This window comes from Mycobacterium sp. H4Y (genome assembly GCF_000364405.1).
In the GTDB taxonomy this organism is placed as follows: Bacteria; Actinomycetota; Actinomycetes; order Mycobacteriales; family Mycobacteriaceae; genus Mycobacterium; species Mycobacterium intracellulare.
In genome coordinates this window covers 1,689,185-1,704,863 of the sequence record NZ_AKIG01000001.1, presented here as the reverse complement: position 1 = coordinate 1,704,863, position 15,679 = coordinate 1,689,185, and the positions used below count along the sequence as shown (strand labels likewise).

Annotated in this window: 13 protein-coding genes and 1 pseudogene; 10 read left to right on the top strand and 4 right to left on the bottom strand. The window is 63.9% G+C overall.

All coding sequences use genetic code 11. The features are described 5' to 3' along the window. Positions 1-268 precede the first annotated feature (268 nt). The 4 genes from W7U_RS07560 (at position 269) to W7U_RS07545 (ending at position 3,549) form a co-directional block, all read left to right on the top strand. Positions 269-1,345 (top strand): site-specific integrase, encoded by a 1,077-nt coding sequence (locus tag W7U_RS07560; RefSeq protein WP_008256530.1) that lies wholly within the window; start codon positions 269-271, stop codon positions 1,343-1,345. Beyond that, complete coding sequence (locus tag W7U_RS07555; protein WP_008256529.1) at positions 1,342-1,668, top strand: helix-turn-helix transcriptional regulator; 327 nt, start codon at positions 1,342-1,344, stop codon at positions 1,666-1,668. The genes W7U_RS07560 and W7U_RS07555 overlap by 4 nt, the downstream gene beginning before the upstream one ends. Positions 1,669-1,952: 284 nt before the next feature. Beyond that, on the top strand, positions 1,953-2,936 hold the full coding sequence (locus W7U_RS07550; RefSeq protein WP_241767546.1) for an integrase: 984 nt from the start codon (positions 1,953-1,955) through the stop codon (positions 2,934-2,936). A 373-nt stretch (positions 2,937-3,309) separates the two neighbouring features. Next, positions 3,310-3,549 (top strand): hypothetical protein, encoded by a 240-nt coding sequence (locus W7U_RS07545; protein WP_014382512.1) that lies wholly within the window; start codon positions 3,310-3,312, stop codon positions 3,547-3,549. A 359-nt stretch (positions 3,550-3,908) separates the two neighbouring features. Here the strand turns inward: W7U_RS07545 and W7U_RS07540 are convergent, their stop codons facing one another. The 4 genes and pseudogenes from W7U_RS07540 to W7U_RS07520 form a co-directional block, all read right to left on the bottom strand. Then, entirely contained in the window at positions 3,909-4,736 is an 828-nt protein-coding gene (locus W7U_RS07540) for a DUF1906 domain-containing protein (RefSeq protein ID WP_008256524.1), read from the bottom strand. A 132-nt stretch (positions 4,737-4,868) separates the two neighbouring features. Beyond that, positions 4,869-4,961: pseudogene (locus tag W7U_RS26725) on the bottom strand (GMC oxidoreductase); the annotation flags it as partial. Between the two features lie 1,825 nt (positions 4,962-6,786). Continuing rightward, the gene (locus tag W7U_RS07525) at positions 6,787-7,611 is read right to left on the bottom strand and encodes an acyl-CoA thioesterase domain-containing protein (protein ID WP_008256521.1); all 825 of its coding nucleotides are present in this window, start codon (positions 7,609-7,611) and stop codon (positions 6,787-6,789) included. A gap of 26 nt (positions 7,612-7,637) precedes the next feature. Then, a complete protein-coding gene (locus W7U_RS07520; RefSeq protein ID WP_008256520.1) occupies positions 7,638-8,645 on the bottom strand; it encodes a GTP-binding protein in 1,008 nt (335 codons plus the stop codon). Between the two features lie 136 nt (positions 8,646-8,781). Between W7U_RS07520 and W7U_RS07515 the strand changes: the two genes are divergently transcribed. From W7U_RS07515 to W7U_RS07490, 6 genes are all read left to right on the top strand, one after another. Continuing rightward, positions 8,782-9,411, top strand: coding sequence for a TetR/AcrR family transcriptional regulator (locus tag W7U_RS07515; RefSeq protein ID WP_008256519.1), 630 nt, complete (start codon positions 8,782-8,784; stop codon positions 9,409-9,411). 34 nt (positions 9,412-9,445) lie between these two features. After that, the gene (locus tag W7U_RS07510; RefSeq protein ID WP_008256518.1) at positions 9,446-10,114 is read left to right on the top strand and encodes an enoyl-CoA hydratase-related protein; all 669 of its coding nucleotides are present in this window, start codon (positions 9,446-9,448) and stop codon (positions 10,112-10,114) included. A gap of 153 nt (positions 10,115-10,267) precedes the next feature. Beyond that, positions 10,268-11,194 (top strand): alpha/beta hydrolase, encoded by a 927-nt coding sequence (locus W7U_RS07505; RefSeq protein WP_008256517.1) that lies wholly within the window; start codon positions 10,268-10,270, stop codon positions 11,192-11,194. Positions 11,195-11,383: 189 nt separating this feature from the next. Then, the gene (locus W7U_RS07500; protein WP_008256516.1) at positions 11,384-11,992 is read left to right on the top strand and encodes a TetR family transcriptional regulator; all 609 of its coding nucleotides are present in this window, start codon (positions 11,384-11,386) and stop codon (positions 11,990-11,992) included. Positions 11,993-12,291: 299 nt separating this feature from the next. Beyond that, positions 12,292-12,726, top strand: a complete 435-nt coding sequence (locus tag W7U_RS07495) for an MmpS family transport accessory protein (RefSeq protein WP_269147570.1) — start codon at positions 12,292-12,294, stop codon at positions 12,724-12,726. Continuing rightward, positions 12,723-15,626, top strand: coding sequence for an MMPL family transporter (locus W7U_RS07490; RefSeq protein WP_008256513.1), 2,904 nt, complete (start codon positions 12,723-12,725; stop codon positions 15,624-15,626). The genes W7U_RS07495 and W7U_RS07490 overlap by 4 nt, the downstream gene beginning before the upstream one ends. Positions 15,627-15,679: the final 53 nt, after the last annotated feature.

The following is a 15,679-nucleotide window of genomic DNA, read 5'->3' as shown; positions in this document are numbered from 1 at the left end:
CACCAGAGGGAGTCGATGTCATAGCCAAAGCTTGCCTCAGGCCACCAAGGCTAATCGCGACGTGCGATAGCGGAACCGTCCGGATAATCAACAGTCGACGAGTTCCTGAGCCCACCGGTATCGCCCGTTAGCCGTTTCAACGCCTGGAACAGCCGTTGTAGGCGTGTCCCTCCACCAAAACCGTCTGATGAACCGGCATCATTCTTGCTGATTGAATAGTTGATCAGATGATGTTTCTTCACTTTGAGTGAAGTCGAGGAGGCGTGGGTTGGCTCTGGCTGTAGTCCGCGATCTGCGGGAACATCGAGTACCGGCGAGCGAGGAGGAGCTTGCCGACTTCGAGACCGATGTGTTGGCCGGGTTCGTGCTGGCACGGGCGTCGGCCGGATTGGTCGACAGCACGATCCGCAACGACATCAACCACCTCGAGCTGATCCGCGACTGGTTCGGCCGGCCGCTGTGGGAGATGCAGCCCGTCGATGCCGACGTCTACTTCGGCAAGGTGCTGCGCGACGCCAATCCCTCCACCCGCACCGGGCGGGCGGCAGCACTGACCGTGTACTTCCAGTTCTTGGAGCTTCGGCACAAGATCGACCTGCACAACATGACAGGTCGGGTCGTCGAGTGCCCGCTGGACGAGATCAACCGGCCGCGCGCTTCGGTCGATCCGCAGCTGCGTATCCCTCCGACCGCCGACGAGGTGGAGCGGCTGTTCGCCGGGTGGCGCGAGGAATTGGTCACCTGCCGCAAGTTCGCCCCGGCCGCCCGCAACTACGCGGTCGCCCGGCTGGCGGCCGACGTGGGACTGCGCATCAACGAGGCGCGGATGCTCGATCTGGACGATGTGCGGTGGGAGCTGGGGCGGTTCGGCAAGCTGAACGTCCGTCACGGCAAGGGATCACGGCGCAAAGGCCCCAAACCGCGACTGGTGCCGCTGATCAACGGCGCCGACCGCAGCCTGAGATGGTTCATCGAAGACGTGCTCGGACTGTTCGATATCGACCCGAATGGCCATGGCGCGCCACTGTTTCCGTCCGAACGCAAGAACATCGACGGGACGTGCATGCGTGCGACAGCTGACGTCTATCGCCGATCGTTGGCCGAGGCGGCGGACCGGCATCTGCCTGAGTGGTCGGGGAAGCTGACCCCCCATGTGCTGCGGCACTTTTGCGCGTCCCAGCTTTACCTCGACGGAATGAACCTGTTCGCCATCCAGGAATTATGTGGTCACGCCTGGACGGGCACGACGGCTCGATATATCCACGTCCATGCCACCCACGTCGAAGATGCCTGGGTCACCGGGCAACGCCGAGTCGCAGACCGATGGAAAGGATTGGCTCAATGAAGTGGAATCTACGCCTGACCGCGGCCAACCGCGGCATTTGGAAGGCCAGCGAACTCCACCGGATGCTGGCCGAGCGCGGCCTGGTGATCAGCGCCGGCAAGATGTCGGGCTTGTGGTCGGGCAATCCCAATGCCATCAAGCTCCACGATCTCGATGTTTTCTGCGCCGTGCTCGACTGCGCCATCGACGAACTGCTGATCCCCGAGCCCGAAACCGTGGCCGCACCCACGCCGAAGGGTAGCGAGGAGGCCGCCGCCGCGGCGGGTGAGGCCCGTCCCGTCACGCCGCGCGCCCGGACGAGAAGGTCGCTGCCGCCGCGATGAATTGCCTGCAATGCGGAGCCGAACTGCCAGCCAACGGTCGCCGCGACCAAAAATACTGCGGCAGAAGCTGTTCAAAAAAAGCGCACTACCATCGCGGAAAGGCGGGACTGCCTGCTCGCCCGGCCCGGCGGCATCCAGCCTTGGAATCCGACGACCCCGTGCTCGTAGCCGCTGCGGTATACGCCCGGGAACGCGCTGCCGCCCACGATTGGTGCGGTGACACCACAAACCGATGTCTCGACGCCCTGGTCACCCTTTTGGCCGGTCGGCCCACCGGAGATCGCGTGCCGCTCACGGAGGTTCGAACGCGGCCGCATCGGCTCGCCTCTCGTCGCAGCCTCGTCGAAATTCTCTCCCACTTCGACCTGCTGACAGACGACACCGAACCTCCGATCCGTGCCTGGATCGACCGCGTCACCGCGGATCTTCCGCCAGGGTTCGGTGAACCGTCGCACCACTGGCTCCTTACCCTGTTGGCCGGCGGCGCACGTGCTCGCCCACGATCGCCGAGGACGCTGTACAGCTACTTCGGCGCGGTCAGACCTCTTCTTGCGCACTGGTCCACCTCCTATGACCATCTCAGGGAGGTCACCAGGGCCGACGTCGACGCGGCGCTGCGGCCGTTTCAGGGAAATCAGCGCCATAATCTGATCAAGGCGCTGCGGTCGCTGTTCCGGCACGCCAAGAAGAATGGTCTGGTCTTCAGCAACCCAACAGCGGGTTTGAAGAGCCAACCAGTAGACCAAGACCTCGTGCCCATCACCGATGATGAGGTGCGCTCGATCGAGCAGCTCGCGAGCGAACCGCGTGCACGTCTAGTTGTTGCATTGAGCGTCGAACATGCCTGCCGCACAAGCGTTATACGCAAACTGATGGTCGACGACATTGACCTGCCGAACCGGCGGATCACCCTTGCTGGACACAACCAACGGCTCGGCGAGCTCACCCACAGAGCGCTGATTACATGGCTCGACCACCGCCGGAACAGATGGCCTCACACTCCGAACCGGCACGTTCTACTCACGACGAAAACTGCATTGCGCACAACGCCGGTGAGTCAAACATCGGTGAAGAAATCGTTGGGCGACAATGGATTCACGGTCGAACGTCTCCGTGCCGACCGACTCCTTCACGAAGCGCTGACCGCGGGTCCGGACCCGCTGCATCTGTCTCTCGTTTTCGGCATTTCTCATAACACCGCACGGCGCTACACCGCCGTGGCCGAGCGCCTGCTCAGCGACGAGCTGGAGCAAGCGTTGGAGCCCTAGTGCCACCCAACGCAGCTAGACTCAGGCCCACGAACCCGCCGCAGTTATACCCCTTCAGGGCCGAAAGGCCGTGAGTTCCAGTTGAAATCGCTTCAATCCGGCTGAACTCACGAAAAACTTACCGGTAACACTGCATATTCGAATCCGTCGTATTCAGGCGCCAGTCCCGATGTCATGCCTTCAGAATCGCCGAGTGGCCAGCGCAATGCCGAGCGCGATTTCGAGGGGACGGGCGTTGCGCATGGTCCATTGTTCCTGGAGCGGGGAGGTTGTGCTGCGACCGTTAAGGAGCGTTGCCGCAATCTTGATCTCGCACTCTTACCGTGGGTATACGAGATAACGCCTGTTGGCGACCGCAATCCTGGGGGTTCATATGACGACCGCAATCGCCGCGCTTGAGGCAATCGAGAAGGATGCGGACGACGCGAACGATCTTCTCTTGGCGGTCGCAGCAATCAACGCGGTTGCGCCCCTAAGGGAAACCGCTCTTGTCGACGAACCGCGTTGGCGCCTCACGGAAGAAGAGATCGTGGGCGTGTCGATTACGGTGATTTGGGTGTCCCTCATGGTGGTGATCAGCGTCGCCGTGGGCACGGCCTTGACGATGAGTTAGCGACCGGAGCTCACTGATCAGTCAACCCGCACACAGGGTGAGGCGCTTTTCAGCGGTTGCATATGGGCACATTCCACCATGCAAAAGCTGGTGGTGCAGTGTGCACACGGGATTAGATTCGCGAGCTGGTTGCCTCAGATCCTCCTCGGTGAGCACGGCCTCCAGCGGGCCTGATTCATCAGATGAACCCGGCGTAGTTCTGCCGTCTGGCGCATAAGCCCACGCCAGCCCTGGGTCAGATTGCACCGCAACATCGTTGATGTCGGCGCTTAACCGACTTATTCCATGGACGCTCGCGCTGCGTGCTCTGCGACGAGCATGAGCGGCGCGTTGGTATTGCCGGAAGTGGCGGCAACACCTTATCGCACGTCGCCGCTTGGACGACCCGCATGGAGGTTCCACTGGCCGCAGTCGGGGGCCAGGACGTCGTTGACGTCCACTTCGAATCCGCCGACCTTCGGCCCGGGATTGGACGCGGTGCTCACGACGCGCTGGTAGAGAACAGCGGCGGGGTGGACCTGATCACCGGACCAGGCTCGAGTTTGCCAGGCCCACCGGCGGCCAGGTGTGCTCGAAGACCCGATAACGCCATCGGCCGCGGCCCACTGGCAGACCCTGACACCTCCGTAGACCCCGGTGCGCTGAACCCCAAGAACTGAGTTGATTCCGCGAAACCACGGCAGCGCGGTGTGAATCCAGGTGTTGCGGTTGATGTCCTCGTCGATGGTGAAGAAAATCGGCGCACTCTGGCCGCCGCCTGCCGCGGTGTGCAAACGCCAGGCGGTGCGCGCATCCGCGACGCCGCCCGCGTAGCCCCGCGTGAAGTCTGACGGTGTCGACCCGCCCGGCTTGCCGTATTGGTAGTTACTGACAATCACCAAACCCGCGGCTGTCAGTGAGTCGGCGTAGGACCGAGTGATGGGCTTGGCGCCGAACGAGGAGCCGGGACGTGACAACGAGACGTAGTTGACCACCCCGCTATAGCCGGCAGCCCGGATCTGCTGCGCCGGAATCTGGTGTGCGGCAAAGTCGATCAGCTGAGGGGGAGCGGCGGCAGTCGCTGTCGGCATGCCGCAAGCTACCGATGCGGCACCCAGACCGGCCAACGTGGCGGCGTAGCGCAGCGCGTCGCGCCGGGAGACAGTGCGCAATGGCACATCGGTGGCGGCAGAGGGCAAATTGCGCACGGCGCAAGGTTAAACATGTGACTGTTGTTACCGATAGTGCTGCGCCAGTCGAAACGCGGTTGCATGCCCAAATAGATACCAAGCGGTGATCGTTCGGCTATAACCGCGAAAGGACATGCGGGAGAACGACCTACCGACGATCGCCCGCGCTGCGCGCTCGGCGATGCGCATGGTCGGCGCGTTGGTGTTGCCGGAAGTGATGGTGGGCATAGCCGAAGCATCGGCCGGTAAACATCCATATTGGATTGGTGCATATCCGTCCCGCGCCGCAGCAGGGAGGGTCTTTAGTCACGATGGCAACTTCACCGCGGGTCACCCTGCTCGCCGCGCAGTGCAGGAGCACGACTGTGCTGTGGTCGCTAAGGACCGTTACCGCAATCGTGATCTCGCGCTCGTATCTTCGGATATACGAGAAAGCCGAAGCTTCGACCGTCCATTAACGCCTATCGGCGTCCCGGGGGCTGATATGACGACCGCAATCGCCGCGCACGACCCGGTCGACAAAGACGCGGCCGACGGGCATGATGATCTCCTTTTGGCGGGTTAGCCCGACGCAGCTTCGCGCCTCTACGGCGAACGGAACCTTGAGCAGACCATCAGCGCGCGGACGGCCGCCAACCCTGTGAGATCAACGTCCGCCTCACTGATACCGCAAATGCCGCAACGATAGCCTTGCTCGGCTCGAAGGGCGTGGTACTGCTCAGGGTTTGAGTTGTCCGCACCCATTAACGGGAGAGCAGCGGATCAACTCCAAGTCTGACGGTGTCAATGTCATGCCCAACTCATGCCGCAGGACACCGATACTGATGGCAACGTCCGAGAGTGGAGCCTTCTCCCGATTACCCGACATAATGTCGCTTATCGGCATAATGCTCACCGGCGCAAGGCGGCTAGCGCGCCCGCGTCGGGGCTAAAACGAGTCCAGTAACCCTTGTCCACTGCCTTCCATGGCAGCAAGCCGAGAACGCTCAGTTGGCAAATCTGTCGCGTGGGTACGCGCCAGTCGCGCGAATGAACCAACTCTTGTGATCGTCTGATCGAGCGCTTCCGCACGACATCGCGCGCAGCCCATTGAGTGATCCTCGGCCTCGCTCGCCTGACCGGGCCTTTACCGCCATCATTACGTCACAGTGACGAATTGCGTTGTGGCGGCGGCACATAAGGCCCGCACCAATGTGCGGCCAATGCGGGTCCGATGCTGGGCGCGGACGCGCTACGGCCCCGATCCCACCTCGCCGCGCTCGGCGAGGGTACGTACGAGGCGCTACTCCGGCGGCGGGGGCGCCACTGGCTGGCACGCATTGGCCCCCGGGTTCCACCAGTTGCCCGGACCGCAATCAGGGGGTGCCGTCGGCTGGCACGCATTGGCCCCGGGATTCCACCAATTGCCAGGACCGCAATCAGGGGGCGGCGGTGCCACCGGCTGGCACGCATTGGCCCCCGGGTTCCACCAGTTGCCGGCACCGCAATCCGGGGGCTGGGCGGAGGCCACGCCGGACGATACCGCCGCCACGTAGGCCATTGGTCCTAATGCCACCGCCACGGTGCACACGACGCGACGAACGAACACACTCATCGAGCCCTCCCATCTCAGGCGTCCAGACTTTAGCTGGGCGTGAGTGTAAACCGACTACCCAATCCGGCGGCCTCGCAATCACTACCTCGCACTTTTACGCAGCGGCTTCCGGGCCCCCGCGAGGTGGGTGGGAATCCCCGACCCGCCCGATTCGTCACGGTGACGATTATGCAAGGCGGTAAGCGCTACTGCGATCACATCGTGGCCGGCTCGGCTTACGACTCCTTCGTCGGGCGCAGAGAGCTCCACGAGACTCCGATCACCACGAGACAGTGTAAGGATATGGCGGAGAAGAGACACCGGGTCGCGCTACAGACCGCACCCGACCACCGTATCCCCTTCCCCACCGTGGAAAACCCTATGGCCTAATTACGTCACTGTGACGGAATTGCCTTGCGGCGCGGCCATATTGAGACGGTACGATGTCACGCGTTGCGATAGTGAACCATCGGAACGTGCACTGTGACTGTCCCATCAATTGCGCGTCGGAAAATACATCTCCTGTTTCACCGTGCACACCAGTTCGCCGGTGCGGTTGAACATCGTCCCACTCGCCAGTGCCAGCGAACCGGCGCTACTCGGCGAGGACCGGTCGTAGAGAAGCCAATCCGACAACGCCGCCGGACCGTGGAACCACACCGAATGGTCGCGCTGCGCCGATGCCCCGACACCGCCGCGTGCGGCATATGCCGGTTCGGTCAACGTCACCGCCGACAGGTACGCCACCAGGCTGGCGGTCAGCACCGGGTCACCGGGAACTCGCCCGTCGGGTCGCCACCACATCGGCGCGCGGGCGGGCGGAGCAGCCTCGGTGTCGATGATCCGGCGCTCGAACCAGCGCAGGCTCGCCCACCGCCCTTGGGCGCTCTCGTCGGATTCCGCGAGATGCGGGGCAACCCACGGCAAGGATTCCGGGCTGGAAGCCGGCGGCATAGGTGGCTGATAGACGACCTGCGCGGGAGCGAAATCGGCGACTTTGAACGACGACATGGCCTCCATCAGAATCTTGCCGTCTTGGCGTGCGGTGACCCGTCGAGCAGAAAACGTCCGGCCTTCTTGGAGGTCGACGACCTCGAAATCAACCGGGTGACGCGAGTCGCCGGGCCGCAGGAAGTACGTGTGGACGCTGTGCGGCGTTCGGCCCGGTGCGGTATGGCTTGCCGCCAACAACGCCTGAGCCGAGATGTGCCCACCGAGTATATGGTTGGCGGGCGCGGGAAGCTGCCGCCCGACGAAAAGCCACTGATCGACTCGGTCGAGCTCCAAGGTGGCGAGCACGTCGCCGAGCGAAGATGACATCACGACGTATCTTGCCGGATCCTCACTCACGCGCTGAGTCGCCGGTACCGTTGCAGCCGCCGCAACGCCGGTGCCGACGCCGACCCCGACACAGGCTGCAGCGCGTCATCGAGCCGCGCGCGTACGGCGGGGATGTCGAGATGCATCCCGATCGCCACGAGGCAATTGGCCATTGCTCCCGACGGCGCCTTCGCGATGTGGACGGCGCCACCCACCAAGTTGATCACGTATTCGCGCACGGTCGCGCGCTCCCACACAGCCACAATGCCTTTCATCCTGAACACCTGCGGAGGCGGCTGTTCGAGAAGATCGACCAGGGCGTCGGGGTCGATACAACCAGCGCCGGCCACGGTGACCGCATCAGCATGGACGTGGTCATGCTCGTGCTCGGGCACCAAGTCCAGGAACGAGAGCTGGCCAACCTGTCCGGACGTGCCAGACGCGTCGAAGAGCAGCTCCGGGTCGATCCGGCCACCCGATGTGCCCACGACATGAACGTGCGGGTTCCGTTGCGCCGCACGCTGTGTGACGCGCTGCACCACAGCCGACCTCTCGCAGTCAGGCACTTGGTCGAGCTTGTTGACAACGATCAGCGACGCCGCACCATAGCGGACCGGCGGTAGCGTCCCGGAGTCGACGGTGTCGAAATGGTTCACCGCATCGACGACATCCACGAGTCCCCCCGGCCGGACCCCCCGTATCTCGCTGAAACCGATGATCCGCGCGATCGCCACGGGGTCGGCCAGACCACTGGCCTCGACGACGATGGCATCAAGGCGCCGGGCCGGATCCGCGAGTTTGACGAGTGCGTCGTCGAGCCCACCGCCATCGGGCAGGCAACAGATGCATCCGCCGGCGATCGAGGCCGGTTCGTCGACCTGACCGGCCACCAGAGAAGCGTCGATGTTGATGTCGCCGAAATCATTCACCACGACACCGATTCGGGTGCCGGGATGGCGCAACAAGTGGTTGAGCAGCGTCGTCTTGCCAGCGCCGAGATGACCGGTGAGCGCGATGACGGGTATCGCAGCCAATGCCCTACCTTCCGCACCGACATCCGGACGTCCGATGCTAACCGGCGCCATATCACGGTCGGATCGTGCCCCGCGGCACAGGGAGATACTCACGCCCCGGCGCGTAATAGAGCATCCGCTCTGTTATGGTGGTTGCATGCCGCGGCCCCGCCTTCACGATCCCGACGCCGTACTCGACGCCGTCGAGGACCTGGTGGCGCGGTCGGGCCCGAGCGCGGTGACCATCCGGGCGGTCGGCGCGGCCGTGGGTGTCTCCAACGGCGCTGTGTACCACACGTTCACATCGCGGGGCGGGCTGATGGGCCAGGCTTGGCTGCGGGCTGGCCGGCGTTTCCTGGCGGTACAGACGGCACTTGTCGACGACGCCGCGACCGGTACCGACCCGGGCGGTCCCATCGAAGCGGTGGTGGCCGCCGCCGACGCGCCGGTGGTTTTCACTGAGCAATATCCCGGCTCATCGACGCTGTTGTTGCGTGTGCGCCGCGAGGAAGTACTCGCCGACGATGTCCCCGACGACATTGCCGACGAATTGCGACGCCTCGACAAACTTCTCGTCGATTTGATGGTGCGGCTTGCGGTCGCGGTGTGGGAGCGCAAGGACGCGGCGGCGGTGGACACGATAACCAGCTGCGTCGTCGACCTGCCCACCGCGTTGCTGCTTCGGCGAGACCGCCTCGGAAGCGCCACAGCGCGAGCGCATCTGCGCGCGGCCGTGCGCGCCGTGCTGGAGATCGGCCCTCCCGCCCCGCGGCAACGACGCGGCTGACCGATGAGAACCATGAAAGAAGTCAGGGGAACACATGGCTGTAAAACTGGATTACGACGACAAGATCGCCATCATCCGGCTGGGCGACGATGAGAACCGTTTCTCCCCAGCATTTTTGGATGACGTTGAGGCCGCGCTCGATCAGGTCATCTCGGACGGCGCCCTGGGGCTGGTCACCACCGCCGGCGGAAAGTTCTACTCCAACGGGCTGGATCTGGACTGGCTGAGCGCCCACACCGACCGGGGCTCCTGGTACATCAATCGGGTGCACCGGCTGCTCGCGCGCGTGCTGACGCTGTCCGTTCCCACCGCCGCCGCCGTGGTCGGTCACGCGTTCGGTGCCGGAGCAATGCTGGCGATCGCGCACGACTTTCGCGCCATGCGCGACGATCGCGGGTACTTCTGTTTTCCCGAGGTCGACATCCGCATTCCGTTCAACCCGGGCATGGCCGCGCTCATCCAGTCCAAACTCACTCCTCGCGCCGCGGTGGCCTCGATGACTACGGGCCGTCGGTTCACCGGGCCCGACGCAGCACAATTCGGCCTCGTCGACGTCGCCTGTCCGGCGGACGCGGTCACCGGCACGGCCGTCGACCAGATTCGCCCATTCGGAGGCAAGGACCCGGGCACGCTCGGAGCGATCAAACAGACGATGTTCGGTCACGTCGTGCGCGCACTGACCGACAGCGACGAGGCGCTCTGAAACGGGCTGTGCCGCTTGGCCAATGCGTCCGCAGCCGGGCCGACACGTGACGGCGCGAATACCGCTGAAACTCGTTCAAATTCCCACGCATGGACATTACCTGCGTCCTGTATGGTCAGCATGTCTGCCGGCGCGAGGGAACAGAGGCATCCGATGGCAAACGGCCTTCCCGATAACGCCTACACGTCGCCCCATGTCTTGGATCCCGGTCTTCGCAAAGTGGCTCGATTCCTGCCCCGGGGTTACGCCTTGCACCGCGGTCTGAAGCTGCAGCGCGCCATCATGAACCTGATGGGCAACGCCGGCCGCATCCGCACCGTGCCGGTGGCCGCGGTCAACGAGCACGTCAGCGTCCGCCTGCACCGTCCGGCCGGCCTTGCCGACCACGCACCGGCGCTGCTGTGGATCCACGGCGGCGGCACCATCATGGGCCACGCCGCCCAGGACGACAAGTATCTGCGCCAACTGTCTCAGCTCACCGGCGTCGCGATCGCGGCGGTCGAACACCGGCTAGCCCCCGAACACCCCTACCCGATACCGGTCGAGGACTGTTATGCGGCCCTGCTCTGGCTGGCGCGCCAGCCATGGGTGGACCCGGATCGAGTCGCCGTCGGCGGCGCCAGCGCCGGCGGGCATTTCGCCGCCGCGGTGGCGCAGCGGGCGCACGACCGCCAGGACGTCAAAATCGCTTTCCAAATGCTGGTGTATCCGATGCTCGACGATCGCACCGGCGCCCGGCGTGACGGCCCCAGGCGGATCATGTGGACCGAATCCGATAACCAATTGGCCTGGCAGTGGTACCTCAATGGGGCCGATCCCGAAGAGGCGGCACCGGCTCGCCGCAAGGATTTGTCGGGCTTGCCGCCCGCCTGGATCGGCGTGGGAACGCTGGACCTCTTTTACTCCGAGAGTCTGGAGTACGCGCGACGCCTGCGCGAGGCGGGCGTCCCGGTGCAGGAGGAGATCGTTCCGGGCGCGTTTCACGCGTTCGACCAGATCGCCGACAAGGCGGCGATCTCGGCGAAGTTCTTCCAAAGCCAATGCGACTATTTGCGGGGCGCCCTCACCCCCAGCGGATGACCGGCCCGAACCCACCTCTTGCACCACAGCGGCTGGCCGAATGATGTTGCGCAAGAACAGGGCTGGTGCGAGGCGGCGAGAACGCGGAACGCCGCCGCTCGCCCTGGACGGTGCCGGGCGGCCTCGCCTCCGCACCGCCAGATGGCACCTTTTGACTGCAAACTGTGCACAACGTGCAACTATATGAGTATGGCCAATCCCCTGGGGCTACGCGAGCGCCGCCGCCGGCAGACGAGCGCCGACATCCGCGACGCCGCCGTACGGCTCACGCTGGAACGGGGATTCGACAAGGTCACGGTCGACGAAATCTGCGCCGAAGCCGGCGTCTCGACCCGCACGTTCTTCAATTACTTCCCCAACAAAGAGTCCGCACTCGCCTACGGCCCCTCTGACATACCCGCCGAGCTGGCCGAGGATTTCGTCGCCGCCGGACCCGCCCCCTACTCGGTCGTCCTCGCGGAACTGATCACCCTGGCGGCACACCACCTGCGCGACGTCCCCCCTCGGCGCGAACACGCAGCTCACATGCTCGAACTCGCGAAGACTTCGCCCGCCGTCCTGGCGGCGTTCCTCGCCGATCTGGAACGATTCCAGAACCAGTTGACGGACATCATCGTCCGCCGCCAGGCGATGCAGCCCGACGACGAGATGGCCGCGCTAATTTCCGCGCTGGCGCTGACGGCGGTGCGGTCGGGCCTGGAACGCTGGGCGAGCGGTGAGGCGAGTGAAACCGCCGACACGCCGATGCCCTATGTTGAGCGTGCCGCCGCGCTGGTGAACAGCATCTTCACGAAGTGACCTGAAACACCAGCAGCAAATGTTGCATACACTGCAAGGTATGCACATCATGTACTATGCGCTGGTGGCGTTACCCGGGGAGGCTTCAGCAACAAGGTGAGCCGGGTGTCGCCGCCGGGGACGTCGGCAGTGGGGATGGGCGACTTTCACCGCGTTTGACGGTCTTGCGCGCACGAACCAAGCAATCCACGCAGTTCGTTGTTGATCGGTGCGACTGTGGGCACTCACCTGTCCACGACCTCCAGTCGCGCAAACGCTGATCCGCGTCACGTCCGCGTGATGAGGAAGGGATCACCCAGGTGCAGATATCGAGACTTGTGCGCAACGCCTGGCTGCCGCTGTTGATCGTGGCGGTGGTGCTGGTCGGCGGATTTGCCGTCGTTCGGGTCAAGTCGTTCTTCGGCGCGCACGACACGGGCGTCATGACCAGCCCGCGACTCGATGAGTCAAAGCCGTTCAAGCCCAAGGTCGTCAAATACGAGGTCTTCGGCTCGGCCGCCCAAGCCAACGTGAACTACCTGGATCTGTCCGCCGACCCGAAGCGGATCGACGGCGCGCCGCTGCCGTGGACGCTGGTCCTGAGCACCACCGCCCCGTCGGTGTTCCCGAACCTCTCGGCACAAAGCGACGGCAACTCCCTCGGTTGCCGCATCACCATCGATGACGAAGTCAAGGACGAGAACCTCACCCACGGCGTACACGCCCTGACCTTCTGCATGGTGAAATCCGCATGAGCACAACGTTCAACGACGCCCGCACCGACACCATCCCCGTTGTCGACGAACCCGTTCGGGACAAGATCCCCCGGCTCATCCGGACGTTCGCCGTACCGATCATTCTCGGCTGGATCGCGATCATCGCGGTGCTCAACGTCTCCGTCCCCCAGCTGGAGGAGGTCGGCAAGATGCGCTCGGTGTCGATGGCACCGGATGACGCGCAGTCGGTCGTCGCGACCAAGCGCATGGGCGCGGTGTTCAACGAGTACAAGTCCAACAGCTCGGTGATGATCGTCCTCGAGGGCCAGAATCCGCTGGGCGCGGACGCGCACGCCTACTACGACGACATCGTCAAGAAGCTCGACGCCGACACCAAACACGTTGAGCACGTACAGGATATGTGGAGCGATCCACTCACCGGAGCGGGCGCGCAGAGCAACGACGGCAAGGCCGCCTACGTCCAGGTCTACCTCGCCGGTAACCAGGGCGAGGCCTTGGCCAACGAGTCGGTGGAATCCGTCCAACACATCGTCAAGAGTGTGACCCCACCCAAAGGGGTGAAGGCCTACGTCACCGGTCCCGCGGCGTTGTCGGCGGACCAGCACGAGGCCGGCGACCGCAGCATGCAGCTCATCACGGCGGCCACGTTCACCGTCATCATCGCGATGCTGCTGTTGGTCTATCGCTCCGTCATTACGGTGCTGCTCACGCTGGTGATGGTGGTGCTCGAGCTGTCGGCCGCACGCGGAATGGTCGCGTTCCTAGGCTATTTCCAGCTCATCGGGCTCTCGACGTTCGCCACCAACCTGTTGGTCACCTTGGGTATCGCGGCCGCCACCGACTACGCGATCTTCTTGATCGGCCGATATCAGGAAGCCCGCTCTATCGGCGAGTCCCGAGTAGATGCGTACTACACGATGTACAAGGGCACCGCGCACGTGGTGCTCGGGTCGGGCTTGACCATCGCCGGCGCCACCTTCTGCCTGCACTTCACCAACCTGCCCTACTTCCAGACGCTGGGTATCCCACTGGCGATCGGCATGGTGGTCGTCGTCGCGGCGGCGTTGACGCTGGGTCCCGCGGTCATCTCCGTGGTAATCCGCTTCGGTAAGACACTGGAACCCAAGCGCACGCAACGCATTCGCGGGTGGCGCAAGGTCGGTGCGCTCGTCGTGCGCTGGCCCGGCCCGATCCTGGTCCTCACCATCGGCGTGGCGTTGGTGGGCTTGCTGACCCTGCCCGGGTACCGGACCAACTACAACGACCGCAACTACCTACCGACGGACCTGCCGGCCAACGAGGGGTATGCGGCCGCGGATCGCCACTTCTCGCAGGCGCGGATGAACCCCGAGGTGCTGATGATCGAAAGCGACCACGATCTGCGGAATTCGGCGGACTTCTTGGTGATCGACAAGATCGCCAAGACGGTCTTCCGGGTCCCGGGCATCGGGCGCGTGCAGGCGATCACCCGCCCGCAGGGCACGCCGATCGAACACACGTCGATTCCCTTCCAGATCAGCATGCAGGGCGTCAGCCAGCAGATGAGCCAGAAATACCAAGAAGATCAAATGGCCGACATGCTGCACCAGGCCGACATGATGCAGACGACCATCGACAGCATGGAAAAGATGTCCAGCATCACCGTGCAGATGGCCAACGACATGCACGTCATGGTCAGGAAGATGCACGACATGACCATCGACATCAACGAATTACGCGACCACATGGCCGATTTCGAGGACTTCTTCCGGCCGATGCGCAGCTACTTCTACTGGGAAAAGCACTGCTATGACATCCCGGCGTGCTGGTCGCTGCGCTCGGTGTTCGACGGCCTCGACGGCATCGACACCATGACCGACGACATCGAAAGTCTGCTGCCGGTCATGGACCACCTGGACACCCTGATGCCCCAGATGGTGGCGCTGATGCCTTCCATGATCGAAAACATGAAGGCGATGAAAACGACCATGCTGACCATGTATTCGACCCAGAAGGGCCTGCAGGATCAGCAGAAAGAGGCGCAGAAGAACTCCAGCGCCATGGGTAAGGCGTTCGACGCCTCCAAGAACGACGACTCGTTCTACCTGCCCCCGGAGACCTTCAACAACAAAGAGTTCAAGAAGGGCATGAAGAACTTCATCTCCCCCGACGGGCACGCCGTGCGCTTCATCATCAGCCATGACGGCGATCCGATGTCGCAGGAAGGCATTTCGCACATCGGGGCGATCAAGAAGGCCGCCTACGAGGCGCTCAAGGGCACGCCGCTGGAGGGCTCCAAGATCTACCTCGCCGGCACCGCGTCGATCTACAAGGACCTCAGCGACGGCAACACCTACGACCTGTTGATCGCCGGAATCGCTTCGCTGTGCCTGATTTTCATCATCATGCTGCTCATCACGCGCGGTGTGGTGGCCTCGGCGGTCATCGTGGGGACGGTCTTGCTGTCGCTGGGCGCGTCCTTCGGACTGTCGGTGCTGATCTGGCAGCACCTCATCGGCATCGAACTGCACTGGATGGTGCTCGCGATGTCGGTGATCATCCTGCTGGCCGTGGGCGCCGACTACAACCTGCTGTTGGTCGCGCGGTTCAAGGAAGAGATCCACGCCGGCCTGAACACCGGCATCATCCGCTCGATGGGCGGCACCGGCTCGGTGGTCACCTCAGCCGGCCTGGTGTTCGCCTTCACGATGATGACGATGGCCGTCAGCGAGTTGACGGTCATCGGCCAGGTGGGGACCACCATCGGGCTGGGTCTGCTGTTCGACACCCTGATCGTGCGGTCGCTGATGACACCATCGATTGCGGCGCTACTGGGCAAGTGGTTCTGGTGGCCACAGCACGTGCGTCAACGGCCGGTCCCCTCGCCGTGGCCCAAACCCGCCGCCAAAGAACGCGAATCGGTAACCGCGCACGCCTGACGCTCGAGAGTGCACCTGCCGACGGTCCCACTCGGGATCCCGCCGGCAGTTGC